Below are 24,644 nucleotides of genomic sequence, written 5' to 3' on the forward strand. Positions count from 1 at the left end.
GCTGTTGATGGACTCGTTTGTCGACAACGAGCCGCTAGAGGGTGCCGTCGTCAAGGGCACTGTCGTTGCGATCGAAAAGGACCTGGCGATCATCGACGTCGGTCTCAAGACCGAGGGTCGTATCGCCCTCAAGGAATTCGGCCAGGCTGGCCGTGACGGCACCATCAAGGTTGGCTCGATCGTCGAGGTCTATGTCGACCGCGTCGAAAACGCTGCCGGCGAAGCCGTGCTGTCGCGCGAGAAGGCCCGTCGTGAAGAGAGCTGGGTCAAGCTCGAAGTCATGTACAACAACAACGAGCGCGTTGAAGGCACCATCTTCAACCAGGTCAAGGGCGGCTTCACGGTCGACCTCGAAGGCGCCATCGCCTTCCTGCCGCGTTCGCAGGTGGACATCCGTCCGATCCGCGATATCGCGCCGCTCATGAACGTGCTGCAGCCGTTCCAGATTCTGAAGATGGACAAGCGTCGCGGCAACATCGTTGTCTCGCGTCGCGCTATCCTCGAAGAGTCCCGCGCGGAACAGCGTTCGGAAATCGTCCAGCAGCTCGAAGAGGGCCAGGTTGTCGACGGCGTGGTCAAGAACATCACCGATTACGGTGCGTTCGTTGATCTCGGCGGCATTGACGGCCTGCTGCACGTCACCGACATCGCATGGCGTCGTGTGAACCACCCATCCGAAGTGCTGACGATCGGCGAGACCATCAAGGTCCAGATCGTGCGCATCAACCACGAGAGCCACCGTATCTCGCTGGGCATGAAGCAGCTTCAGGCTGATCCATGGGATGGCATCGAAGCCAAGTATCCGATTGAAGCCAAGTTCACCGGCCGCGTCACCAACATCACCGACTACGGTGCTTTTGTTGAACTCGAGCCCGGCATCGAAGGCCTGATCCACGTCTCCGAAATGAGCTGGACCAAGAAGAACGTCCATCCCGGCAAGATCGTCTCGACCTCCCAGGAAGTCGAAGTCGTCGTGCTGGAAGTCGATCCGGACAAGCGCCGTATCTCGCTCGGTCTCAAGCAGACCCTGCAGAACCCATGGGAAAGCTTCGCCGAGAAGTTCCCCGTTGGTTCGGTCATCGAAGGCGAAGTCAAGAACAAGACCGAGTTCGGCCTGTTCATCGGCCTCGACGGCGATGTGGACGGCATGGTTCACCTCAGCGACCTCGACTGGCAGAAGTCGGGCGAAGTGGCCCTTGAAGACTACAACCGCGGTGACATGGTTTCGGCCAAGGTCCTCGATGTTGATGTCGAAAAGGAACGCATCTCGCTTGGCATCAAGCAGCTTGCCGCTGGCGAAGGCACCTCTGCCGGCGCTTCGGGCAGCAGCGATGCTGGCGAAGCCGGTGGCATCCGCAAGGGTGGCGTCGTGACCGGTACGGTCATCGAAGTCAATGATGGGGGCATTGAAGTCCGCATCGCCGACAGCGAACTCACCGCCTTCATCCGTCGTGCTGATCTCAGCCGCGACCGCAACGACCAGCGCCCGGAGCGTTTCTCCAAGGGCGAAAAGGTCGACGCACGCGTCACCCAGTACGACCGCAAGACCGCGCGTATCCAGCTGTCGATCAAGGCACTTGAGATCGCCGAAGAAAAGGAAGCCGTGGCTGCCTATGGTTCGTCGGATTCGGGCGCTTCGCTCGGCGACATCCTGGGCGCTGCGCTCAAGGGCCGCGACGAGAAGTAATTCTGTCGCAGCAATCATCAGGCCCGCGCTTCCCAGCGCGGGCCTTTTGCTTTTTAAGAACAGTATGAGTCACGCGATGCACTGGCGGCCCCTGACGACGCTCGACCTGCCGGCAGTGGAAGCCATTGCAGAGCAGGTGCATCCGGCCTTTCCCGAGGACACTGCTGTCTTCGCCGAGCGGCAGCGGCTCTATCCCGATGGCACGCGCCTGCTCGAGCTCGACGGCATCCCCGCCGGCTACCTGCTCAGCCACCCCTGGCGCTACAAGGCACTACCCGAACTCAATTCCCTCCTCGGCGCGCTGCCCGACGATGCCGACACCTACTATCTCCACGACCTGGCCATCCTCCCCAAGGCGCGCGGCACCGGCGCCGCCGCCATGATCGTCGGCGAAATCCTGCGCCATGCCCGCGCCGCCGGCTTCGCCAATATCAGCCTCGTCGCCGTCAACGGCTCTTTGCCCTTCTGGCACAAGCATGGCTTCCGCGCCGTCAAGGCGCCGGAACTGGACGCGAAACTGACCAGCTACGAGGCCGCGGCCAAGTTCATGGTCAAGCCGCTTGTGTAGTTACAAATTTGTAGTTACATTTGCGACAAACGCGGAGGGGGACTGCGCGTGGAATTCGAATGGGACGAGAATAAGAAGTTACGCAACCTCGTAAAACATGGCGTCTACTTTGAGGACGCTGCGACCGTCTTCCGGGATCCACACGAACTGACCCTGCCGGCGAGAACGGTCGACGGGGAAGAGCGTTTCAAGACCATTGGTCACTTTGGCCCGGCGGCGATTTTGCTGGTGGTGCATACGAGGCGGCAGATTTCTGGCGGAGACCTGATTGTCAGGATCATCTCGGCGCGACCGGCATCAAGGGTAGAAAGGAAGCTTTATGAACGACGAGAGTCCTAAATTCGTTCGCTATGTGCCTGGGCCCCTCACTGCCGAGCAGATCGAGCGTATGAACGCCTTGGCCGATCGGCCCGACAGCGAGATCGACTTCTCCGACATCCCCGAGCTTGATGACGAGTTCTTCAAGAACGCCAAGCAGGGCATGATGTATCGGCTGATGAAGAAGCAGACCACGCTTCGCCTCGACGCCGATATCCTCGACTGGTTCAAGCGTCACGCCAAGAACGGCAAGGGCTACCAGACCGACATCAACAAAGCCCTGCGCGCCTATGTGGTCGCCCAGGAGAAGCGCGCAGCCAAGAAGGCCGGCTAGACGCGGCTTGCCAAAACCGGCAACAGCGGGTCTAGCTGCGCTCACCTGAATGCCGAGGCCGTCATGACCGACCAGCGCACGTCCGACTCCCACGCCACCATCGCCGCCTATTCTTACCGCAAGTCGCGCGGGCTCTGGCGCCTGCTGGCCTTCATCGCGCTGGCGATCGCCGTCACTGTGGGCCTGGGTCGCTTTGCGCTGCCCGAGGCGCCCGTTAGCGACCATATTGCCCGGCTGGTCATCGATGGCACCATCGCCACCGATCCGGCGCGGCTGGCCGAGATCGAGGCTCTGGCCGAAGATGACAGCGTCAAGGCCGTCATCATCGCCATCAATTCACCCGGCGGCACCACGGCTGGTGGCGAGGAGCTCTACGAGGCCCTCGGCCAGCTGCGCGCCGCCAAGCCTACCGTCGCCGTGATCAAGGAGCTGGGTGCATCGGCGGCCTACATGACAGCCATTGCCACCGACCGCATCTTTGCCCGGCGCCTCTCCATCGTCGGCTCGATCGGCGTGCTCTATCAGCACGTCAACGCCGGCAAGCTGCTCGAAACCATCGGCGTCGACCTCGACAAGGTGGCCTCCGGCCCGCTCAAGGCCGAGCCCGATTTCGACGAGCCGATGGAGGGCGCCCCGCGCGCCTCGATTGCGGCCCTGGTCGATGACAGCTTCCAGTGGTTCGTCGATATCGTCGCCGAACGGCGCGGCATGGACCGCACGGCCACGCTGGCTTTGGCCGATGGCCGCATCGTAACCGGCCGCGTCGGCGTCGAAAGCGGCCTGATCGACGAAATCGGCGGTGAGCTCGAGGCCATTGCCTGGCTCGAGGCCGAGCGTGAGGTGGCGCTCGATCTCGACGTCAGAACCGTCTGGCCACGTCCGGAACAAGGCTTTGACCTTCTTGGAACCTTCCTCAATGGCCAGGCCCGCGCCGCACTCGGTTTGCTCGATGGCCCCATCACGCTTGACGGGCTGGTTTCGCTTTGGCAGGTTGGCTCGGCCTCGTGATCCAATGAGGCGGCGGCCTGCCAACTGGAGCCAGGGATGATCAAGTCGGAACTCGTCGAGAAGCTCGCGGCGGAAAATCCACATCTGTTCCAGCGCGATATCGAAAATATCGTCAATGCCATCCTCGACGAGATCGGGGATGCGATGGCCCGGGGTGACCGCGTCGAACTGCGCGGCTTCGGCGCTTTTTCGGTGAAGAACCGCCCGGCCCGCGTGGGACGGAACCCGCGGACAGGCGAGCAGGTTGATGTGGGCGAAAAGTATGTTCCCCAGTTCAAGGCCGGCAAGGAAATCCGCGAGCGGCTCAACCGTTCGTAACGGGCAAAGCCCAACGGACCAGATTGTGTGGACGGTTGGGTCAAGACGAGGCGAAAATGGTGGTTTTCGAGAACCGGAGCGGAGCGTACTGTTGTACGTGAGCACCGGAAGCGCAGGAAACTGGCATTTGCAGCCCGTCATCACCCAACCGTCCACACAAGCTAAGGCGACTGATGGTCAATAGAATAGTCGGCTGGCTGGTGCTGGTGCCACTTTCGGTGGCGCTGATCGTCTTCGCCCTGGCGAACCGCCATTTCGTGGCGGTCAACTTCAATCCCTTCACCGCGGTCGATACCGCGACGACGCCCGGCTACGGCGTTCCCATGTTCGTGGTGCTCTATGTCGTGCTGCTCGTTGGCGTCTTGCTGGGCGGCATTGCGACGTGGTTCGCCCAGGGTCATCACCGCAAGCGCGAAAAACACTGGCGGCGCGAGGCCCACCTGCTCAATGGTGAGCTCGAAGGCCTGCGCAAGAGCCAGCGCCCCGCCGGTAGCGGCGTCGGCGAAGTCGACGATATCCTGGAGCTCCGTTGAGCGACGCCATGGCCGACCCCCTGATTATCAAGATTTGCGGCATCAAGACCCCTGAACTGCTGGAAACGACCATTGCGGCTGGCGCCGACATGGTGGGCTTCATGCACTTTTCGCGCTCGCCCCGGCATGTGTCGATCGACCAGCTTGGCGACCTGATCTCGCTGGCCCGCGGCCGTATCGAAACCTGCGTGGTGCTGGTCAACCCGGATAATTCCTGCGTAGCCGAAGTCGCGGCGCTTGGTCCGGACTGGATCCAGCTGCACGGCCCCGAAACCCCGCATCGCGCCGAGGCCATCAAGGCCGAGGCCGGCGTCGAAATCATGAAGGCGCTGCCCATCGGCACGGCTGAAGACGTGGCCCATGTCGCCGATTTTCTCGACGTGGTCGACCGCGTGCTGCTCGATGCCAAGCCGCCCAAGGGCGCCGACCGGCCGGGCGGATTGGGCGATACCTTCGACTGGGCCCTGCTCAAGGCGCTTGACCCGTCTATCCCCTTCATGCTTTCCGGTGGCCTGACGCCGCTGACCGTTGCCGACGCCATCAGGACTGTGCGCCCCGCAGGGGTGGACGTATCCTCCGGGGTGGAAAGCGCGCCTGGCGTCAAGGACAAACGGCTGATCGAGGCATTCATCCGAAACGCCCGCGCCGCCGTATAGTCTTCATTCTCCCTCCCCATGCGGGGAGGGCGGCCCGACCGGGTCGGGTGCGGCTCGCTCCGTATTCGCTTCGCGTGGCCACCCCACACTTGGCGCTGCGCGCCTTCCCTCCACGATGGAGGGAGGGTGCAGGCACCGAAGCATTTTGAGGCACACGTGGATACCACCGGCATCAACTCCCTGCGCAACGGCCCGGACGAAGATGGCCGCTTCGGCCTCTATGGCGGGCGCTTCGTCGCCGAAACCTTGATGCCGCTGATCCTCGATCTCGAGCAGCACTACCGTGCCGCCAAGGTTGATCCGGCCTACCAGGCCGAGGTGAAGCACCTCGCCATCCACTATACCGGCCGCCCCAGCCCGCTCTACTATGCTGAACGCCTCAGTAAGCATCTGGGTGGCGCCAAAGTCTGGCTCAAGCGCGAAGAGCTGAACCATACCGGCAGCCACAAGATCAACAATTGCCTGGGCCAGATCCTGCTGGCCAAGCGCATGGGCAAGACCCGCGTCATCGCCGAAACCGGCGCCGGCCAGCATGGCGTGGCCACGGCAACCGTCTGCGCCAAGTTCGAACTGCCCTGCACCATTTTCATGGGCGCCACCGACGTCGAGCGCCAGAAGCCCAATGTGCTGCGCATGAAGATGCTGGGCGCGGAGGTCCGTCCGGTGACCGCCGGCGCCGGCACGCTCAAGGATGCCATGAACGAGGCTTTGCGCGACTGGGTGACCAATGTCGACACCACCTATTACCTGATCGGCACCGCCGCCGGTCCGCATCCCTATCCGGAAATGGTGCGCGACTTCCAATCCGTCATAGGCACCGAGCTCAAGGAACAGTTCAAGGCTGAAGAGGGCAGGCTGCCCGACGCGGTGGTCGCCTGCGTCGGCGGCGGCTCCAACGCCATCGGCACGTTCCATGCTTTCCTCGATGATCCCTCCGTCGCGCTCTACGGCGCCGAGGCCGGTGGCCACGGCATCGATGTCGAGAACGGCCATGCCGCCTCGATGACCGGCGGTCGCCCCGGCGTGCTGCATGGCAACCGCACCTACCTGCTGCAGGACAAGGACGGGCAGATTCTCGAAGGCCACTCCATCTCCGCCGGTCTCGACTATCCCGGCGTCGGCCCCGAGCACTCCTTCCTGCATGACAGCAAGCGCGTCACCTATGCGCCGATTACCGACGGCGAAGCCGTCGAGGCGTTCCAGTTGCTGACCCGCATGGAGGGCATCATTCCGGCGCTGGAATCGGCGCACGGCCTGGCACAGGTGATGAAGCTGGCGCCATCAATGGGCAAGGACCAGTCCATCGTGCTGTGCCTCTCCGGTCGCGGCGACAAGGACGTCGAGACCATCGGCAATCTGCTGGGTCTGCTCTAGCCATGCGCACCGGCCGCGCTGCACTTGTCGCCGGCCTGCTGCTCATGGGTGCTGTGCCGGCTCATGCCTGGATGACCTTTGTGGCCCGCGACGTGGCGACGGGCGCCCGCATCGGCAAGGGTGCCCGTGTGGCCCTCGAGAAGCAGGATCCCGCGCTCAGCATTGCCTGCATGCCCGATGGCCTGACCGCGACCTTCGAGACCGGCCTGCCGATCACGGCGGAAACCAAGCTGGCCGACATGTCCGTGCCGATCTCGGTCGCCGCCGATGGTGGCGAATACGACCCGATTCCGACCACCGCCGAGAGCTTCGATTCCGGCAGCGGCCCCACCATCCGCCTGCGCCTCAGCGCCGACGAGGCGATGGGCCTGGTCGAATATGTGCTGGGCGCCGAAACCTCGATCCAGGTCAGCTACCGCGTCGGGACCGAAGAGCTGGCCCATGCCAGCTTCCCCAACGACAGCGCCCCGATTTCCATCGGCGCCGTGCTGAGCGAATGCGAGGAACGCTAGGCAATCGCGCCACGCCCTCGTGGTTCGAGGCTCGCGAAGGGCTCGCACCTCACCATGAGGACTACTGATACTCCAAGCCAACAACAGCCCTCATGGTGAGGTGCGCTTCTTCAGCGCCTCGAACCACGAGGGCGTGGCACCACGGATGATTGACTCCATCCCCCTCGCCCCCCTAAACCCCAGACCGGAAAATGGGAAACCCGCTTATGTCGTCTCGCATCGAAGCGCGCTTTGCCGCGGTCAAGGCCGAGGGCCGTCCGGCCTTCGTTACATTCGTCATGGCCGGCGATCCCGACCTTGCCACTGGCCAGGCGATCCTTGAAGCCCTGCCGCAGGCCGGCGCCGACATTATCGAGCTGGGCATGCCCTTTTCCGATCCGATGGCCGATGGTGTCGCCATCCAGCTCGGCGGCCAACGCGCCCTCGCCTCGGGCCAGACTCTGCGCGGCGTCCTCGGCATGGTGGAGGACTTTCGCCGCAAGGATGAGCACACGCCCATCGTGCTGATGGGTTACTACAACCCGATCTACATTTTCGGCGTCGACAAATTCCTGGAAGCGGCCAACGCCGCCGGGGTCGACGGCCTGATCATCGTCGATCTGCCGCCCGAGGAAGATGCCGAACTCTGCATCCCGGCACTCAAAGCCGGCATCAACTTCATCCGCCTGACCACCCCCACCACCGACGACAAGCGCCTGCCCGCTGTGCTCAACAACACCTCGGGCTTTGTCTACTACGTGTCGATGACCGGCATTACCGGCGCCGCCATCAAGTCGCGCGCTGCCGTGGGCGATGCCGTCCAGCGCATCAAGAAGCACACCGATCTGCCCGTTGCCGTCGGCTTCGGCATCAAGACCGCCCAGGATGCCGAAGAGATCGGCAAATATGCCGACGGCGTCGTTGTCGGCACCGTTCTGGTCGATGCTGTCGCCAAGACGCTGGTCGATGGCAAGGCCACCGACAAGACGGTCAGCGCCGTACGCGACCTGGTCGCCGACATCTTCGCTGGCGTGAAGCGGGCGCGGGGCTGACACGATCTGTCCCTCCCCCTTCTGGGGAGGTTAGGTGGGGGTACTGTCGCCGCGCCCTTTGCCCTCTCCGCCCCACCCTGATAACAATTGCCACAATCACAGCTTAGGTGACGTCAAAGTCCCCAACGAGGCCGCCATGAACTGGATCGATAACTTCGTCCGCCCGAAAATCCGCTCGATGCTGGGCCAGCGCCCCGAAATCGCGGAAAATCTCTGGGTCAAGGACCCTGAATCCGGCGAGATGGTGTTCTATCGCGATCTCGAGGCCAATCAGTGGGTCGTGCCCAATTCGGGCTACCACATGAAGATCAAGCCGGCCGACCGGCTCAAGACCTTCCTCGACGAGGGCGAATACAAGCTGGTTGCCGTGCCGTCGGTCGCCGTCGATCCGCTGAAATTCCGCGATCAGAAGCGCTATACCGACCGCCTCAAGGAAAATCGCGCCAAGACCGGCTATGACGACGCCGTGATCGTTGCCACCGGCAAGCTGTTTCAGCGCGACATCACCGTCGCCGTGCAGGATTTCGACTTCATGGGCGGCTCGCTCGGAATGGCAGCCGGACAGGGCATCATCACCGGCCTCGAAACCGCTGCCAACCGCAAGACGCCCTTCGTGCTGTTCGTCGCTTCGGGCGGCGCCCGCATGCAAGAAGGCGTCCTGAGCCTGATGCAGATGCCGCGCACCACCGTGGCCGTCCTGCGCCTGCGTGAAGCGGGCCTGCCGTTCTTCGTGGTGCTGACCAACCCCACCACCGGCGGGGTAACCGCTTCCTATGCCATGCTCGGCGATGTCCACCTGGCCGAGCCCGGTGCGCAGATCGGCTTTGCCGGCGCCCGCGTCATCGAGCAGACCATTCGCGAAAAGCTGCCCAAGGGCTTCCAGCGCTCGGAATATCTCTACGAGCACGGCATGGTCGATATGGTGGTCCACCGCCACAACTTGCGCTCGACCATCGGTTCGCTGGCGGCGATCCTGACCAAAAGCGAATCGACAGGCGCGCTTGCGGCCTCGGCTTCGCCGACCGTTTCGCGCTCCAGCCTGCGCGATGCGGCTGTGGCGGCAGAAGGCGATGATGCGGATCTGTCGGCACCCTCCGCCGCGCATGCCGAGTAGGGTCTTTACCCACACTTAAGGACGTTGGGCGTATTTTTGCGCAAAGTCGTGCTGTGCCAGTGAATTAACACCGGCCACACGGCACTGCCGCAAGAGGGGCCCGTCCGTGTTCAAATTCTCGATGCCGATCGCCCGCAAGCTGCCGCTTGCTCTGCTCGGGTCTGCCCTGCTGGTGAGCTTGGGCGTGGGCACGGCCAGCTATATGATCGGCAGCCAGGCTTTGCGCACGTCGGCCGAGACCAACTTGGTCATGCTCGCGACCGAACGCGCTGCGGCCGTCACCACCTATCTCAAATCGGTGCAGGACGACCTCGTCGCCACGTCCCGCTCGGAAGCGACCGTGCAGTCGCTGCGCGATTTCGGCGGCGCCTGGCTTGGCTTCAAGGTCGATCCGACCGCCGAAGTGCGGAAACTCTTCGTCGACGACAATCCCAACAAGGACAATCTGGCGGCGCTCGATACGCTCGGCACCACCGGCACCTATGACGTCACCCATACGCGGTTTCATCCAGGCTTCCGCAACCAGATCACGGCGCGCGGCTATCGCGACCTCTACCTGTTCGATCTCAAGGGCTTCATGGTCTATTCGGTCAACAAGGCCGAGGATTTTGGCACCAGCTTCGCCGAAGGCGGCCCGCTCGCGGGCACCACCCTGGGCCAGGTGTTCCAGCAGGCCGTGGCCATTGAAAACCCCGATGATATTGCCTTCGCCGATTTCGCGCCCTACCAGGCTGCAGCCGGCCTCCCCGCCAGCTTCTTCGCCAAGCCGGTTTTCAACGCACAGGGCCGTAAGGTCGGCGTGCTCGCCATCCAACTGCCCAGCGAGCGTCTCGACGCCGTCATCGGCGACCGCACGGGCCTCGGTCAGACCGGCGAAGTGCTGGTCGCCGGCCCCGATGGCCTGCTGCGCAGCGATTCCACCTTCACCGAAGCCAATGACGCGCTCCTGACTCCCCTTTCCGGTCCCGTGCTCGATACGGCTCTGGCCGGCACGCCCAATGAGGGCGAGACATCGGCCTATCGTGCCACCGACATGCTGGTGGCTGCTGCGCCGATCACCACCCGCGGCCAGCCCTGGGCAGCAGTGGCCGTCATGGCGACCAACGAGGTCCTCGCGCCAGTCGTCAACATGCGCAACATGATGCTGATGATTGGCGCCGGCCTGCTGGCCGTCGTCGCCGCCCTCAGCATCCTGTTCTCGCGCACTATCACCAAGCCGATCACCCGCCTCACCGGCACTATGGAAGCACTGGCGCAGGGCGATCTCGATGTCGAAGTGCGCGGCGCCGCTCGCACCGACGAGCTGGGTGCCATGGCCCGGGCCGTCGAAGTGTTCCGCGAGAACGGCCAGAAGGTCGCCCAGATGACCGAGGCGGAAGCGGCCCAGGTGCTGGCCAACCAGGCCGAACGTGCCCGCATGATGGTCAGCCTGCAGCGTGCCTTTGGCGACGTCGTCGATGCCGCCATTGCCGGCGATTTCACCAAGCGTGTTGGCGCCGAATTCCCCGATGCCGAACTCAATGCATTGGCCCGCTCGGTCAATTCGCTCGTCGAAACGGTCGATCGCGGCCTGGGTGAAACCGGTGAAGTGCTCTCCGCCCTCGCCGATACCGACCTGACGCGCCGGGTGCGCGGCGACTACGAGGGCGCCTTTGCCCGCCTCAAGACTGATACCAACGCCGTGGCCGAAAAGCTGGGCGAGATCGTCGGCCAGCTGCGCTCGACTTCGGGCGCCCTCAAGACCGCCACCGGCGAAATTCTCTCAGGTGCCAACGACCTTTCCGAGCGCACCACCAAGCAGGCTGCGACCATCGAGGAAACCTCGGCCGCCGTGGAACAGCTGGCTGGGACGGTCATCGACAACGCCAAGAAGGCCGAAGCTGCCAGCGTCCAGGCCAAGGCTGTCTCCAAGACAGCCGAAGAGGGCGGCGCCGTCATGGCCCAGGCCACCGAGGCCATGGACCGCATCACCGCATCGTCGAGCAAGATTTCCAACATCATCGGCCTGATCGACGACATCGCCTTCCAGACCAATCTGCTGGCCCTGAACGCCTCGGTGGAAGCCGCCCGTGCCGGCGACGCCGGCAAGGGCTTTGCCGTCGTGGCGGTCGAAGTGCGCCGCCTGGCGCAGTCCGCCGCCAATGCATCGCGCGACGTCAAGGTGCTGATCGAGCAGAGCGCCAACGAGGTCAAAGGCGGCAGCCGGCTGGTCTCCGATGCCGCGACCAAGCTGTCCAGCATGCTGGGCGCCATCCGCGACAATACCACCGCGCTCGAAGCCATCTCGCGCGACAGCCGCGAACAGGCCGGCGCCATCGAAGAGGTCAACGTCGCCATCCAGCAGATGGACGAAATGACCCAGCACAACGCCGCTCTGGTTGAACAAACCAATGCCGCCATCGAGCAGACCGAGGCCCAGGCCACCGAACTCGACCGCATCGTCGACATCTTCACCATCGACGCCAGCCCGGTGCGAGCGGTAACCGCCAAAACCGCCCCGGTCGCTGCCCCAGCCGGTGGCATCCGCGGCATGCAGGAAAAGCTCAAGGCCGTCGCCGGCAGCTACCTCAAGCGCGGCAATGCCGCAGTGGACAAGGACTGGGCCGAGTTCTGATCCTCCCTTCTCCCCTTGCGGGAGAAGGTGGCGCAGCGCCGGATGAGGGGGAGGGTACGTACCGGCATCGGGGCAGCCCCCTCACCCGCCCTTCGGGCACCCTCTCCCGCGAGGGGCGAGGGAGACGCGGTGGGGTGTTGCAGCCATCTCGCATCAGCGCTAACTCATCGGCTCACGCTCTCGCCGTACGAGTCTCATGTCCCGCACCGATGCCATCCTCAAGCGCCTCTCGGGGCTGCACCCTAAGCTGATCGATCTCAGCCTCGACCGCATGCTGCCGCTGCTGGAGGATCTGGGCAATCCACAGGACAGGCTGCCGCCGGTCATCCACGTCGCTGGCACCAATGCCAAGGGGTCGACGATCGCCTATCTGCGCGCTTTCCTCGAAGCCGCAGGCAAGTCGGTGCATGTCTACAATTCCCCCCATCTCGTGCGCTTCAACGAGCGTATCCGCCTGGCCGGCAAGCTGGTGGGCACGCGCCGACTCAACGCGGTGCTGGAGCGGGTCGAGCGGGTCAATGCCGGCCGCGGCATCACCTTTTTCGAGGTGACAACGGTTGCCGCCTTCGTGCTCTATGCCGAGACACCGGCCGACTACCTGCTGCTCGAAGTCGGCATGGGCGGCACCTATGACACCACCAATGTGGTGAAACAGCCATTGGGCACGATCATTACCCCGGTCGACCTCGACCACCAGGCGTTTCTCGGTCCGACCATCGCCGATATCGCCGTCAGCAAGGCCGGCATCCTTAAACGCGGCAGCAAGGCGGTCATCGGCATCCAGCAGAAAGAGGGGCGTGCCGTGATCGATCGCGCCGCTCGCAAACTGGGCGTCCAGCCGATCTGGCAGAACGAGGATTTCCACGGTTCGGCGCAGGATGGGCGGCTGGTCTATCAGGACGAGGACGGCCTGCTCGACCTACCGCCGCCGGCTTTGCCGGGGGCGCATCAATTCGACAATGCGGCTCTGGCCATCGCGGCCGCACGGCATTTCGGCCTGCCGGTCGACGCCGATGCCATCGCCGCCGGTCTGCGCAACGTGGTCTGGCCGGCGCGCATGACGCCACTGCTCAAGGGACCGCTGCGCGACCTCTTGGGTCCGGGTGCCGAACTCTGGCTCGACGGCATCCACAACGCCCACGGCGCCGCCGCCGTGGCGATTGCGCTGCGCGACCTGGACAAGGCCCGCCCGGCGCCGCTGGTGCTGATCATGGGCCTGATGAGCAACCGCTCGCCATCGGCCGTGCTGGCGCCCTTTGCCGGCATGGCGCAGCAGGTGATCGCCGTGCCGATCCCCGGCGAGATCAATGCCCACAAGGCCGAGACCATCGCCGCTGCCGCCCGCGAGGCCGGCTTTGCCGCCTCGGCCCAGCGTTCGGTGATTTCGGCGCTGAAAACCGCAGCAAAGGTCCCCAATGCCCGCGTGCTGATCTGCGGATCGCTCTACCTGGCCGGCGACGTTCTGGCCAAGAACCGGACGCCGCCGGACTGAGCGACCATCAACCCTTGTTGAACTGCAATGCGCTTCATACCTAAGCCCTGAAGGGCTAGGCTCGTTGGCGCGTGTCGACTGATGCTGCCCTAGCAATTTCAGGAAGAACAGCCATGACCATCGACCCCTCCATTCCGTCCGTCGTCGCCGTGCGCGCCCATATCCCCGAAGACGCCTTCACCGCCCGGACGCTGGGCACTTTGCGCGAGGGCAGCGGCGTGGTGATCGGTGACAAGGGGCTGGTGCTGACCATCGGCTACCTCATCACCGAGGCCGAAGAGGTCTGGCTGACTACCCATGACAACCGTGTCCTGGCGGCACATGCGCTGGCTTATGACACGGAAAGCGGCTTTGGCCTCGTGCAGGCCCTAGGCGACCTTAACCTGCCGGCCCTCGAATTCGGCGATTCCGCCAAGGCCAGGCTCGGCGATGCCGCCGTGTTCGCCGACGGGCAGGGCGAAGCGGTGCGCACCGTCATCGTCGCCAAACAGGAATTTGCCGGCTATTGGGAATACCTGCTCGACGAGGCCATCTTCACGGCGCCGGCCCACCCTTCATGGGGCGGCGCAGCCCTCATCGACGGCGAGGGCAAGCTGCTCGGCATCGGTTCGCTGCGTCTGCAGATGATCCACAACGGCCAGGTCACCGACATCAACATGGTCGTACCGATCAACCTGCTGCCGCCCATCATCGACGATCTGCTCTCCCGCGGCAGCGTCGACAAGGCACCACGCCCCTGGCTGGGCGTATTTTCCGCCGAGAACAACGGCGACGTGGTGGTGATGAACGTCTCCGACAACGGCCCGGCCGCCAAGGCTGGCCTGCAGCGCGGCGACGTCATCTCCGACGTTGCCGACGGCAAGGTCTCCGGCCTCGCCGATTTCTACCGCAAGGTCTGGGAAACCGGCCCGGCCGGCGCTGCGGTACCCATGCGGATCGTCCGCGACGGCCGCGAGAAGTGGGTCCGCGTGGCCTCGGCGGACCGCAACAGCTTCCTGGCCAAGCCACATCTGCAGTGAGGTAGCGCGTGCCAAGCCCACGAGGCGTGGCGCTGGCCCTCAATACTTCCCCTGATCGCTCCCCACGAACGGATCGACCGGGCTCACCCCCGAAAACGCCTGCCGCCCCATGATCGCCTCGACCACGGCGGCCTGCAGCGCCTCGCTCGATCCATAGGCGTTGACGTAAGCCGGCACACGCGGCGCGTCGTACAGGTAATATGGGTAGCCGAACGAGATCATCAGCGTCGGGATATCGTGCCAGTAGCGGCTCATGGCGCCGAACACCGAGCCGGTGAGCTTCTGCCAGTCGAGGAAGATGCGGCTGCGGGTGAGCAGTGTCTCCTCGGCGAACAAATAAAGCAGCAGGTCGTAGTCCTTGGGACTGACCGGTGTGCCCGGCGTATAGACGGTGACCGCGAAGCCCTCCTTCTCCAGCCGCTCAGGCACGCTCAGCGGCAGCGGATGCGGCACAAAGGGCAGGATGACGCCGCCCGAAAACACCAGCACCCGCTTGGTCCTGGCCGGCGATAGCGGCAGGATGTTCCTGATATCCTTGACCAGGGTGGGCACGCGCGACGTGACGCCATTGGTAACCAGCCGGCTCTCGTCGCTGGCAACGACCTGCCGGGCCCGCTCGATGCTTGGCTCGGCACGGTCCTTGTGCAGGCCCAGGGCGGCCTTGAGCGCCAGCACGCGGGTCACGGCTTCGTCGACCCGTTCCTGGCTCAGGCGGCCATCGGCTATGGCCTTGACCAGGCGCATCAGGTCGCCATTGGGATCGTCGGAGAACAGCACCACGTCGCACCCGGCAATAACCGTCTGCGGCAGCACCTCGTCGCGATTGCCCCAGTCGTTCATGCCGGCCATCGGCGTCGCGTCCGAGACGATCAGGCCGTTGAATCCGAGCTCGCGCCGGAGCAGGTCCTCGTTGAGATATCTGCTGAGCGAAGCTGGCCGATAGGCCTCGGCACCGGCATCGGGTTCGAGCGCCCGCACATAGGATGGCAGCGCGATATGGGCCGACATCACGCTCATCACGCCGGCCTCGATCGCTTTGCGATAGAGCCGGCCGAAGGTGTTTTCCCATTCCGCCATCGACAGCGGGTTGACCGTGGTCACCAGATGCTGGTCGCGGTCGTCATAGCCCTCGCCGGGCCAGTGCTTGACTGTGGCCGCAACGCCATTGGCCTGGAATGCCGCTATCTGCGCCAGCGCATGGCGCTCGACCTTGTCGATATCGCTGCCATAGGAGCGCGTACCGACAATGGCGCTGCGCCAGGCGACATTGAGATCGACGACCGGCGTAAAGCTCCAGTTGAGGCCCACCGCATTGGCCTCGCGCGCCATGATGGTGGAAATCGCCGTCGTCGAATCGACGTCATCGACGGCCGCCAGACCCAGCGGATTGGGCACAGACGTGCCGAAGGGCATGCTCATGCGGCTGCCTTCGAGATCGGCGCTGACTAGCAGCGGCACCGCGCTCAGCGTACCCAGGTCGCGTGCTAGCCCAATCTCGGCCTCAAGATCAGCAGAGTAGATTCGGGTAATGCCACCCGGCTTGAAGCTGCGGACCTCCTCCGCCACTTCCTCTGGCGTACCCCGCGCCAGCAGCACAAACAGCTGCGAGAGCTTGTCGCGCGGACTGAAGCCATCGCGGGTCGTGTTGACCCAGGCAATGGCCTCGTCATCGAGGTTAAACGGCGCGGCGGAAAGATTGACGGGCGCCATCGGCGTCCTCCCATAAGTCTTCTTGTTGGAAGGACACTACCACCGCGCCATTGCGGCGAAAGCTGGATTCGCGCGCAAAATCAGGCCGCGTGGCCCTCCAGCCACTTGACCAGTTGCACCCGCGATTGCCCGGCGCCGACCTTCATGTCCACCGGCTCGCCATTCTTGAACACGATCAGCGTCGGCATGGCGCGCACGCCATATTGGGTGACGGTGGATGGATTGCTGTCGACATCGAGCTTGACGATGCTCACCTTGCCCGCGAGATCAGCCGAGACCTGCTCGAGAATAGGGTCCATCGCCTTGCACGGCCCGCACCATTCCGCCCAGAAATCCACCAGCACCGGCTTGTCGGAAGCCAGAACCTGGGCGGCGAAATCGGCATCGGTGACCTGGTGGGCCATGAGAAAAGTCTCCATCGGTAAGGGACGATGGATGCTATAGAGAGTCTTGTGGTTTGGGAAGGCACACAAGATGTTGTGGGGACCCAATCGCGAGAAGGATATTCTCTGATCGGCACGCTCGGCGCCGAAGAATACCCCCACCTAACCTCCCCCTGAAAAGGGGGAGGGATTCCATCGAGGCTTTCAACGATCCCGCCACATCCACCGGCCAGTCCCTCCCCCTATCAGGGGGAGGCTAGGTGGGGGTACCCGCCAAAGACTCTTATTGGCCCCCACAAACAAAAACACCGCCAGCGTATGCCAGCGGTGTTCTGCAATTCAATCGCGTGTGAAAAATCAGGCGGCGTGGCCCATCAGCCATTTGCTGAGGCCGGCCTTGGGCGTGCCCGCACCGATCTTCATGTCGGCGGCTTCGCCGCCCTTGAACAGGATCATGGTGGGGATGGAGCGGACGCCATACTTGCTGGCGGTACCCGGATTGTCATCGACGTTGAGCTTGACGATCTTGACCTTGCCGGCCAGTTCAGTCGAAAGCTCGTCGAGCACGGGGGCGATAGCGCGGCACGGCCCGCACCACTCCGCCCAGAAATCCACGAGGACGGGCTCTTTGGAGTTAAGGACTTCCTCGCCGAAATTGGCGTCGGAAACGTGAGTAGTCATGGGTTGTTTGCCTTTTGGGTTAAAGCGGCGGTCTGTCTGCGCCTAAAGCTGGGGAGAGTCCAGCTTGGCGACAAGCAGGGTCACCGCATGGTGAAGCCCTTTGTGCCCGTCGCCAGAAGATCAGGCGGCAGATTCATCAATGATTCCAGTCGTGTCCATAAGATCGACGCATACACCTGTCGTCCGGGGAAAAGCTGACCTGCAACCAACGCATATAATCCGAGCTGGGTGACATAGTTCCCCGGTACGTCGCCCGGCCCCCCGGGAACCGACGCATCGGACTTGTAGTCGACCACCGTTACCCCCCTCTCGTCAACCACCAGCCGGTCGATACGCCCGGTCAAACGGATGGCTTTGCCATCACGTTCTGCGTCGACCAGAAACGGCAGCTCGGCGCGGCTGGACGGGCCGAATACATGCGCCAGCTCAGGGTGATCGAGAATGGAAATGGCCTTGGCGGCGAGGCGAGCGTGGTCGGCAGCCGCGTCGAGCAGCAACGCTTCCAGCGCGCGGGCTGCAATGTCCGGGCGATCATTCCGCTCGATCCGGCCCAGATGCTGCAGCAAGGCGTGCAGCGCAATGCCCTCTCTCCGCGCCCCCTCGGCATCGCGCACCTGCTCGGCGAGGCTATCGAGCGCCAGGATCGGCGCCACATGCGCCCCGACGCGCGACGGCGAGACCAGCGGCACGACCGCCGGCGCTGGCACCGCAGCGGGGCGGATCGGCCGGCGGCCTGCCGCTGTGGCGGCGCCCAGGCTCTTGACCGCATGCGGCTCCACCCGCTCGCGCGGATAGACCAGCGCGATCTCCCGCCCATCCGCGTCCAGCTTGACTTCACTATGCTCGCGCAGGGCCCGCTCGATCGCCTGATACCAGGTGTCCTCCAGTTGCCGCTCGGCCTTGGTGGCGGGCGTCAGCGGGCCGGTCACATAGAGCTCGTCTTCCGCCCGCGTCATGGCGACATAAAGCTTGCGCCAGTATTCCTTGCCCAGATTGGCCTCGATCGCGTCGCGCGCCGCCTTGCTGCCCGCCGCATGCTGGCGACTGCCCGAAGCATGCATCAGCAGGGGGCCGGGGGCCTTGTCGAGCACATAGACCGGACGGTTGACCTGATTGCCCTGCGGCTTGCTGGCCGCGTCGGCCAGGATGACGATGGGCGCCTCAAGCCCCTTGGCGCCATGCACGGTCATCACACGCACCCCACCGCTGGTCTCGTCGAGATTGCGCTTGATGGAAATTTCGGTCTGCCGCAGCTCGGCGACAAAGCCCTGCAGCGACGGCTGTGTTCCCTGCTCATGCTTGAGCGCCAGCTCCAGCAGTTCGGCGAACACCTCGTCGACCTCGTCACCGAGCCTGGCATGGAAGCGCCGCAAACCGCCCCCGGCATAAAGCACCTCGGTCAAGAACTCGAAGGGCCGCTCGAAATCGAGCTCGCCGCGCCAGCGGAACAGGCGCGCATAGGCCTCCATGCAGCTTGGCGTCGTGCAGGTCTGCAGCGCCCGCCACAGCGTGGTGTGGTCGTCGCGTGGCTGCGCCAATGTGTAGAGATCGTCCTCGCTGACATCGAACAGCGGCGAGCGCAGCAAGGCGGCCAGCTGCAGATCGTCGGCGGGATTGAGCAGCACGTCGCATAGCGCCAAGAGGTCCAGCACGGCGATATGGGTGCTGACTTCAAGCCGGTCGGCGCCGGGCGTCGGCAGGTTATGCTTGCGCAGGGCACGGATGATTTCCTGGAACAGCGCGCCGCGCGATTGCACCAGGATCAACACGTCCTGCGGCCTGACTGCAACGCCCCGGTTGGCCAGCGGACGCTTGCGCGCGATCCAGCCTGCAATTTCTCCGGCGATGCGCTCGGCCACCTGACGCGGCGCGGTGCGCTCGCCACCCTGCGCCTGGATCGGCCAATCGGCGTCGTCGGTGGCGCTGGCCAATTGCTGGATCGGCGGCCACAGCGTCACCAGCCCGCCCGTCGCCTGTCGCGCCGTATCGTGATGCACCTTGTCGATGGAGAGGAGGGCGGCCTGGATGTCGGCCTGGTCGCTGACCAGGTCGACCGCTCTCAGGATTTCGGGCAGCGTGCGGAAGCTGGTATGGAGCGGCAGCCGCTCGAAGGGGATGGCGCTTTGCCGGGCGCGCACACCGAAATCGAGCCCCGTCTCGGCAAACAGCGTCGGCTCGGCGCCCTGGAAGGAATAGATCGACTGCTTCTGGTCGCCCACCGCAAAGAGCGAACGGCGGCGGTTGGTCCCGGCCGCGCCGGCGAAGAACTCCTCGGCAATGGCCCGCACGACTTTCCACTGCTCAGGATTGGTATCCTGGCTTTCATCGACCAGCACGTGGTCGATGGCGGTATCGAGCTTGTACTGCACCCAGGCGCCGACATCCCGGTCGGCAAATAGGCTCCCCAGCCGCTCGACCAAATCGTCGAAATCGAGCCGCGACCGGGCCCGCTTGCGGGCTTCATAGCGCTGGGCAATGGCGGCCACGACATCGAGCAGCGCCTCGCTGCGTTCGATCAACTGGGCGCTGCGCAATTCCGTCATCATCGTAGCAAGGCGCTCGGCCTCGTCGGCGACCAGCTGCGCCAGCCCCGGATCGGCCGACCACACCGCCTTGGCCGGAAAATTCTTCTGCAGCTCGTCCTTCTCGGTCAGGAAGATGCCCTTCCAGTCTTCCTGCTGCGGATGGTCGAGGTCGACGCCATCGAGACGCTTGCGCAGAGCATCGTTGGCGATCGACAGCAGCTTTCGAGCGGCTGCGCCATCGAGCAGCCGGCCGGTGACCACCTCGGCCTCGATCGTGGCGCCCGCGCGGGGAAACGCCACATCGGCCAGCTTGCGCAGATTGGTCTTGGCGTTGTCTGGCTTGGCCAGCACGGTCCGCAGCTTGCGCCCGTCCATCAGCGCCAGTTCGATCGCCTGCGAAATCTGGAAGTCGCTGAGCAGGGCGAACAGCGTCTCGACGGCATCGGCTGGACCGGCACCGCGCAGGCCATCGGCCAGCACTGCCTCGCGCGCGGCCAGGATCATCTGCTTGCGCTCTTCGTCCTCGATCACCGAGAAATCGAAGGGCACCCCGGCCTCGATCGGAAAGCGATGCAGGATGCTCTCGCAGAAGGCGTGAATGGTGAGGATCTTGAGGCCACCCGGCGTTTCCAGCGCACGGGCGAACAGGGTTCGGGCCCGCTCGACCATGTCGGGGACGAAGTCCTTGCCCTCGATCTCCTTGAGGTCCTTGATCAGCGCTGCCTCGTCCATCGTCGCCCAATCGGCCAGCCGGGCGGCGACGCGGCTGCGCATCTCGGCGGCCGCCGCCTTGGTATAGGTGAGGCACAGGATCGCCTGCGGCCTGACCCCACTCAGCAACAGCCGCAGCACGCGGCGCGTCAGCACATAAGTCTTGCCGGAGCCGGCATTGGCCTCCACCCAGATCGACCAATGCGGATGCGACGCCAGCGCCTGGTGACGGCGCGTCTCCGGTGGCACCGACATGGCGCCGCGTTCGCTCACCACCATTGGATGATCTCCTCATCATCCTCGACGGCGGTCCATTCGGCCATGCGCATGAGATGGTCATAGGCGCCGGGGAAGCGCTGTTGCTTGACCGGCAGCAGCCGCGGCGGCATCGGCGTCTGCTTGAACAGGAACAGGTCCACATGGCGCTGCATCCGCCGCACAATTTCGTCGGCGGCCGTCATGATCGTGTTGCCTTCAGCCAGCGAAAACCCCTTGTCGATGAAGGCGTCAGGGCCAAGCCCGATCTTGATATAGCGCAACGCCGAGGTATCGAGCGGCGGCACCGGGGCCAGGCCATTGCCCTTGGCCATGGCCGCTTCGAGCAGCATCTGCGGCGCCTCGAACGCCTTCATGGCACCCGGCGCCGGAACCGAGCCGGTCTTGAAGTCGATGATTTCAAGCGTGCCGTCGACCAGCTCGTCGACCCTGTCGGCCCGGCCGGTCAGCGTAAAGCCAATTGGCAGCTCCCAGCGACCATCGATCTCGGCGTGCCGCAGCCTGACCCTGTCGTTGCGCTCCCGCTCGAAGGCGAGGAATTGCCGTGCCGCCACCGAAAAACGACGCACCCAGATGTCGCGGCGCTCGGCAATGGCGTCGAAGCCGGCAAACTTCTCTCGGGCAATATCAGCGAGAATGCCAAGCGCATTGGGATCGGTGACCGCATGCCCCCTGAGCACGAAGTCCGAAAAGATATCGTGCACCGCATTGCCGCGATCGCGCGCATCCGCTGTCACGCCCAGGCCGTCGAGCGGCCGCAGCTGCAGCACATGCTTGGCATAGACGTCGTAGGGCGAGCGCATCAGCGTCTCGATCTCGGTCACCGACAGTTTGCGCGGGCGCGTTTCGACCGGCGGATTTGGGGCAGGGCGGGGCGCGCTTGCCACGCCATCGACCGCATCGAGCAACCGCGACTGGTCCAGCCAATGCGCGCCGCGCTGGCGCCAGTCACCGGCCAGCGCCGCGCCGGCAAAGGCCTCCAGCCGTTGCAGCAGCCTTGATGGCAGCGACGGACTGGTGCCGACGCGGTCGGCATAGGCGATGATCACGCGCCGGTTGCCCAGACCCTGGACGAAGTCATGCGCCGCCTGTCCCTGCCGCCGCTCCGGTGGTTCGAGTCCGGCGGCCAGCCGCATACCGCGACTGAGCCAGGGCCCCGGATCGGCCGTTTCAGGCCACTTGTCCTCATTGAGCGCCGCCATGATCAGCAGATCGGGATTCTGCAAGCGCGCCTCGAGCTGCCCCCAGATCGCGATATCCTGCCGCCGGACCTCCTGGGTGCGCACCTGGAAGCCCAGCATCAGCGCCTGCAGCACGCGATCGAGCCCGCGCGGCGCGAAGGGATGGCCATTGCCGGCCTGAGCTGCCATCTGCTCGGCCCAGACTGTTAGTTCGGCACGGCCGGGAATATCGGCACCCTCGGCCACCAAAACGAAACTCTGGCACAGCGCCTCTGCCAGCGCGCTGGCCGTGATCGTGGGCAGGGCGATCAGCGCCAGCAGTGGCGCAATCGTCGCTTCGATCCGACTGAACAGGGTTTCGATCGGCTCACGGTGACGGTCGCCCAGGCGCTTGGCCGGATATTTGGTATCCTTGCCGATATTGGCATCGAGCAGCGTGCGCAGGCCGGCCAGTCCGGGCATCGGGCGCTGGCCCCGCAGCAGGCCCAGTTCGATATTATCGGCGAGGCGCGCAATGTCGTATCGCTGCTGGCCGAACAGGGCCGCGCGATTGCGCAGCAGCGCGACGAGGTCGACCGCGCCGCAGCCGCTTTCGGCCAGCGCCAGGATTTGCCGCAGCAACCGCCCGGCCGCCGACTGGAACAGCGGCGCACCGGCCGCATCGTCGACTTCGATCTCGAACCGCTTGAGCTCGGCAGCGATGCGGCGCGCCAGATTGCGGTCCGGCGTGACAATGCCGACCGTGCTACCCTTCTCAAGTGCATCGCGTGCCGCCAGCGCCACCGCGCGGGCCTCTTCGTCCTCGTTTCGCGCAGCAATCACCGCCATGCCGACGGTGGCCAGGCCATCCTCCATGGCCATGGCATGGGCCTTCTGCCCTGGCCAGCGCGTCGTATCCTTGGCCAAAGCCATGGCCCGATTGACCATCGTTGTCCTTGCGTCGGTCGTCTCGGCCAGCTCCTCGACCGCGGTGGCTGGACTACCCAGTTCAGCCAGCAGCCGCGCCAGCTGGTATTGCGGATGGCCGTGTGGATTATGCTCGTTGTCGAGCAGGGCTGCCTGATCGGCAGCACTCATCGTCGTATCGAGCCCCGGCAGGACGACCGCACCACGCGGCAATGCATTGATCGCCTTGAGCAGTCGCGCCGTCGCCGGAATCGACCCCGTCGACCCCGCCGCGATCACCGGCCGATCCCCGAACAGCCACGGCAGCGCCAAGGCTTGCCGTTCAAGCCGCTGGCGACGGAGCGTAGCGCCATCGGCCAAGCCCCGCGCCGCCAAATGGGCGGGCCAGTAGTCGAGGGCGATATCGAGAAAACTCAGCGTCTGTTGCCAATAGGCGCCGAGATCGCCCGCCAGATCGGGGACGATGGCGCGGATATCGTCCGCGTTGCGCTCTTCAGTCAGCAGGTCATCGATCAACGAACCGAGCGATTCGGCCATGGAGAGAATTTCCGCCGCCGTCGGCGGGGTCGAGAAAGCGCGGCGCCCGGCCGGAGTGGTGGCCCATTTGTCCACGAGGCTCGACAGCGCCAACCGCCGCTCCAGCGCTGTCGCCGGTTTGCTCAGACTCGGCGTCTCGAATGGCGGCAGAAACGGCTCCTCGTCTTCGGCCTCGCCGCCGAAGGTGCGCAGGTCCGGCAGTAGCCCAAACCCGCGCCGGGAAAACGCATCGGCCAGTGCCAGTTTGGCGCGGCGGGTGGGGAGGATGATGGTCGTATCGGCCAGCCAGAACGGGCTGGACCGATCTGCGCCTTTCAGGAGCGTCCCATCGATCACCTTTTCGGCCAGAGTGGGGATGAATTTCGAATGGGGCGCGATGGAAAACAGCGTCATGCCGAGAGCCGCTTTTCCGCCTCTGCCAACGCTTGGGGATCACCGACATGAAACCACGGCGCATCCAGCGCAACGCCGAACAGCGTCTCGCGTTCGAGGCATTTTTCGAACAAATCATTGAGCGAAAAGGCGCCGTCGGGGGTACCCTCGAACAGCGACTTGCCCAGCAGCGCAACACCGCCATAGATGACCGGCGCGCCATAGTCGCGCGTCACAACGCCTTGCGGCGACAGGCAAAAATCGTGGCTGCGGGCAAAGCCGGTGGCGTCGCGCGGATGGACGCAGAGCAGCACCATTTCGGCTTCGTCACGATAGCGCGCGATCATTCGCCCGATCGGCGCATCGCTGCCTGCCGGCCAGAAGGCGTCAGTGTTCATCACCAGAATGGGATCGGAATGCAGCATCGGCAGAGCCCGCTTCACGCCGCCACCGGTGCCAAGCAATTCATCCTCGCGACTGACCTTCAGCAACCCGCCGAAATGGGCGAGAATCTGGTCGGCCCGATAATGGGCATTGGCCACAAACCGTTGCGCGCCCTCGGCTTTTGCGTTGCCCATGATGCGCTCGATCAGCGGCACCCCAGCTACCGGCACCAGCGGTTTCGGGATCGTGTCCGTGATCGGCCGTAGCCGCGTGCCGAGGCCGGCCGCGAGCAGCATCACATCTGGGAATCGGGCGGGTTCGGTCATGGGCGGATAAGACCGAGGTGGGGGCGGGATGTCCAGTGCCCGACCTCGTGGTTCGAGGCTCGCAAGGGCTCGCA

General features: G+C 64.6%; 21 protein-coding genes. 15 read left to right on the top strand and 6 right to left on the bottom strand.

Annotated features, from left to right (window positions below; genetic code table 11):
• The first annotated feature begins 7 nt into the window (after positions 1-7).
• From rpsA to IM737_RS14245, 15 genes are all read left to right on the top strand, one after another.
• Positions 8-1,687 carry a 30S ribosomal protein S1 gene (rpsA, locus tag IM737_RS14175; RefSeq protein ID WP_236899930.1) on the top strand — a complete coding sequence of 560 codons (1,680 nt, stop codon included), beginning with the start codon at positions 8-10 and terminating at the stop codon, positions 1,685-1,687.
• 76 nt (positions 1,688-1,763) lie between these two features.
• Positions 1,764-2,255, top strand: a complete 492-nt coding sequence (locus tag IM737_RS14180; protein ID WP_236894723.1) for a GNAT family N-acetyltransferase — start codon at positions 1,764-1,766, stop codon at positions 2,253-2,255.
• Between the two features lie 48 nt (positions 2,256-2,303).
• Positions 2,304-2,594, top strand: a complete 291-nt coding sequence (locus IM737_RS14185; protein WP_236894725.1) for a BrnT family toxin — start codon at positions 2,304-2,306, stop codon at positions 2,592-2,594.
• Complete coding sequence (locus IM737_RS14190; RefSeq protein WP_236894727.1) at positions 2,575-2,907, top strand: BrnA antitoxin family protein; 333 nt, start codon at positions 2,575-2,577, stop codon at positions 2,905-2,907. The genes IM737_RS14185 and IM737_RS14190 overlap by 20 nt, the downstream gene beginning before the upstream one ends.
• A gap of 63 nt (positions 2,908-2,970) precedes the next feature.
• Entirely contained in the window at positions 2,971-3,915 is a 945-nt protein-coding gene (sppA, locus tag IM737_RS14195) for a signal peptide peptidase SppA (protein WP_236894729.1), read from the top strand.
• Between the two features lie 36 nt (positions 3,916-3,951).
• Positions 3,952-4,233, top strand: coding sequence for an integration host factor subunit beta (locus IM737_RS14200; RefSeq protein WP_035099264.1), 282 nt, complete (start codon positions 3,952-3,954; stop codon positions 4,231-4,233).
• 173 nt (positions 4,234-4,406) lie between these two features.
• Entirely contained in the window at positions 4,407-4,766 is a 360-nt protein-coding gene (locus IM737_RS14205; protein ID WP_236894731.1) for a DUF1049 domain-containing protein, read from the top strand.
• A gap of 8 nt (positions 4,767-4,774) precedes the next feature.
• On the top strand, positions 4,775-5,422 hold the full coding sequence (locus tag IM737_RS14210) for a phosphoribosylanthranilate isomerase (protein WP_236894733.1): 648 nt from the start codon (positions 4,775-4,777) through the stop codon (positions 5,420-5,422).
• A gap of 156 nt (positions 5,423-5,578) precedes the next feature.
• On the top strand, positions 5,579-6,796 hold the full coding sequence (gene trpB / locus IM737_RS14215; RefSeq protein WP_236894735.1) for a tryptophan synthase subunit beta: 1,218 nt from the start codon (positions 5,579-5,581) through the stop codon (positions 6,794-6,796).
• Between the two features lie 2 nt (positions 6,797-6,798).
• Positions 6,799-7,308, top strand: coding sequence for a hypothetical protein (locus tag IM737_RS14220; protein ID WP_236894742.1), 510 nt, complete (start codon positions 6,799-6,801; stop codon positions 7,306-7,308).
• Positions 7,309-7,514: 206 nt separating this feature from the next.
• Entirely contained in the window at positions 7,515-8,339 is an 825-nt protein-coding gene (trpA, locus tag IM737_RS14225; protein WP_236894744.1) for a tryptophan synthase subunit alpha, read from the top strand.
• 136 nt (positions 8,340-8,475) lie between these two features.
• Positions 8,476-9,453 (top strand): acetyl-CoA carboxylase, carboxyltransferase subunit beta, encoded by a 978-nt coding sequence (accD, locus tag IM737_RS14230; protein WP_236894746.1) that lies wholly within the window; start codon positions 8,476-8,478, stop codon positions 9,451-9,453.
• 106 nt (positions 9,454-9,559) lie between these two features.
• The gene (locus IM737_RS14235; RefSeq protein ID WP_236894748.1) at positions 9,560-12,067 is read left to right on the top strand and encodes a methyl-accepting chemotaxis protein; all 2,508 of its coding nucleotides are present in this window, start codon (positions 9,560-9,562) and stop codon (positions 12,065-12,067) included.
• A 196-nt stretch (positions 12,068-12,263) separates the two neighbouring features.
• The gene (locus tag IM737_RS14240; RefSeq protein ID WP_236894750.1) at positions 12,264-13,559 is read left to right on the top strand and encodes a bifunctional folylpolyglutamate synthase/dihydrofolate synthase; all 1,296 of its coding nucleotides are present in this window, start codon (positions 12,264-12,266) and stop codon (positions 13,557-13,559) included.
• 113 nt (positions 13,560-13,672) lie between these two features.
• A complete protein-coding gene (locus IM737_RS14245) occupies positions 13,673-14,578 on the top strand; it encodes a S1C family serine protease (RefSeq protein WP_236894753.1) in 906 nt (301 codons plus the stop codon).
• A 39-nt stretch (positions 14,579-14,617) separates the two neighbouring features.
• Here the strand turns inward: IM737_RS14245 and IM737_RS14250 are convergent, their stop codons facing one another.
• The 6 genes from IM737_RS14250 to IM737_RS14275 all read right to left on the bottom strand — a co-directional run bounded on the left by IM737_RS14250 (position 14,618) and on the right by IM737_RS14275 (position 24,570).
• Positions 14,618-16,288: a glycoside hydrolase family 3 protein gene (locus IM737_RS14250; RefSeq protein ID WP_236894761.1), complete on the bottom strand. Its 1,671-nt coding sequence runs from the start codon at positions 16,286-16,288 to the stop codon at positions 14,618-14,620.
• A gap of 80 nt (positions 16,289-16,368) precedes the next feature.
• Positions 16,369-16,692: a thioredoxin gene (gene trxA / locus IM737_RS14255; protein ID WP_236894763.1), complete on the bottom strand. Its 324-nt coding sequence runs from the start codon at positions 16,690-16,692 to the stop codon at positions 16,369-16,371.
• Positions 16,693-17,028: 336 nt separating this feature from the next.
• A complete protein-coding gene (gene trxA, locus IM737_RS14260) occupies positions 17,029-17,352 on the bottom strand; it encodes a thioredoxin (RefSeq protein WP_236894764.1) in 324 nt (107 codons plus the stop codon).
• A gap of 80 nt (positions 17,353-17,432) precedes the next feature.
• Positions 17,433-20,867: a double-strand break repair helicase AddA gene (gene addA, locus IM737_RS14265; protein WP_236894765.1), complete on the bottom strand. Its 3,435-nt coding sequence runs from the start codon at positions 20,865-20,867 to the stop codon at positions 17,433-17,435.
• On the bottom strand, positions 20,858-23,881 hold the full coding sequence (gene addB, locus IM737_RS14270) for a double-strand break repair protein AddB (RefSeq protein WP_236894766.1): 3,024 nt from the start codon (positions 23,879-23,881) through the stop codon (positions 20,858-20,860). Before addB ends, addA begins: the two co-directional genes overlap by 10 nt.
• Positions 23,878-24,570, bottom strand: coding sequence for a nucleotidyltransferase family protein (locus IM737_RS14275; RefSeq protein WP_236894767.1), 693 nt, complete (start codon positions 24,568-24,570; stop codon positions 23,878-23,880). Before IM737_RS14275 ends, addB begins: the two co-directional genes overlap by 4 nt.
• Positions 24,571-24,644: the final 74 nt, after the last annotated feature.

The sequence above is a fragment of the Devosia sp. SL43 genome, from assembly GCF_021729885.1.
Lineage (GTDB): Bacteria > Pseudomonadota > Alphaproteobacteria > Rhizobiales > Devosiaceae > Devosia.

Coding starts and splice junctions, on each gene's coding strand:
- addB (WP_236894766.1), bottom strand. CDS start 23,881: ATGACGCTGTTTTCCATCGCGCCCCATTCGAAATTCATCCCCACTCTG.
- addA (WP_236894765.1), bottom strand. CDS start 20,867: ATGGTGGTGAGCGAACGCGGCGCCATGTCGGTGCCACCGGAGACGCGC.
- IM737_RS14250 (WP_236894761.1), bottom strand. CDS start 16,288: ATGGCGCCCGTCAATCTTTCCGCCGCGCCGTTTAACCTCGATGACGAG.
- IM737_RS14200 (WP_035099264.1), top strand. CDS start 3,952: ATGATCAAGTCGGAACTCGTCGAGAAGCTCGCGGCGGAAAATCCACAT.
- IM737_RS14240 (WP_236894750.1), top strand. CDS start 12,264: ATGTCCCGCACCGATGCCATCCTCAAGCGCCTCTCGGGGCTGCACCCT.
- IM737_RS14190 (WP_236894727.1), top strand. CDS start 2,575: ATGAACGACGAGAGTCCTAAATTCGTTCGCTATGTGCCTGGGCCCCTC.
- trxA (WP_236894763.1), bottom strand. CDS start 16,692: ATGGCCCACCAGGTCACCGATGCCGATTTCGCCGCCCAGGTTCTGGCT.
- IM737_RS14245 (WP_236894753.1), top strand. CDS start 13,673: ATGACCATCGACCCCTCCATTCCGTCCGTCGTCGCCGTGCGCGCCCAT.
- IM737_RS14220 (WP_236894742.1), top strand. CDS start 6,799: ATGCGCACCGGCCGCGCTGCACTTGTCGCCGGCCTGCTGCTCATGGGT.
- trpA (WP_236894744.1), top strand. CDS start 7,515: ATGTCGTCTCGCATCGAAGCGCGCTTTGCCGCGGTCAAGGCCGAGGGC.
- trxA (WP_236894764.1), bottom strand. CDS start 17,352: ATGACTACTCACGTTTCCGACGCCAATTTCGGCGAGGAAGTCCTTAAC.
- IM737_RS14205 (WP_236894731.1), top strand. CDS start 4,407: ATGGTCAATAGAATAGTCGGCTGGCTGGTGCTGGTGCCACTTTCGGTG.
- IM737_RS14210 (WP_236894733.1), top strand. CDS start 4,775: ATGGCCGACCCCCTGATTATCAAGATTTGCGGCATCAAGACCCCTGAA.
- accD (WP_236894746.1), top strand. CDS start 8,476: ATGAACTGGATCGATAACTTCGTCCGCCCGAAAATCCGCTCGATGCTG.
- sppA (WP_236894729.1), top strand. CDS start 2,971: ATGACCGACCAGCGCACGTCCGACTCCCACGCCACCATCGCCGCCTAT.
- IM737_RS14180 (WP_236894723.1), top strand. CDS start 1,764: ATGCACTGGCGGCCCCTGACGACGCTCGACCTGCCGGCAGTGGAAGCC.
- IM737_RS14275 (WP_236894767.1), bottom strand. CDS start 24,570: ATGACCGAACCCGCCCGATTCCCAGATGTGATGCTGCTCGCGGCCGGC.
- rpsA (WP_236899930.1), top strand. CDS start 8: ATGGACTCGTTTGTCGACAACGAGCCGCTAGAGGGTGCCGTCGTCAAG.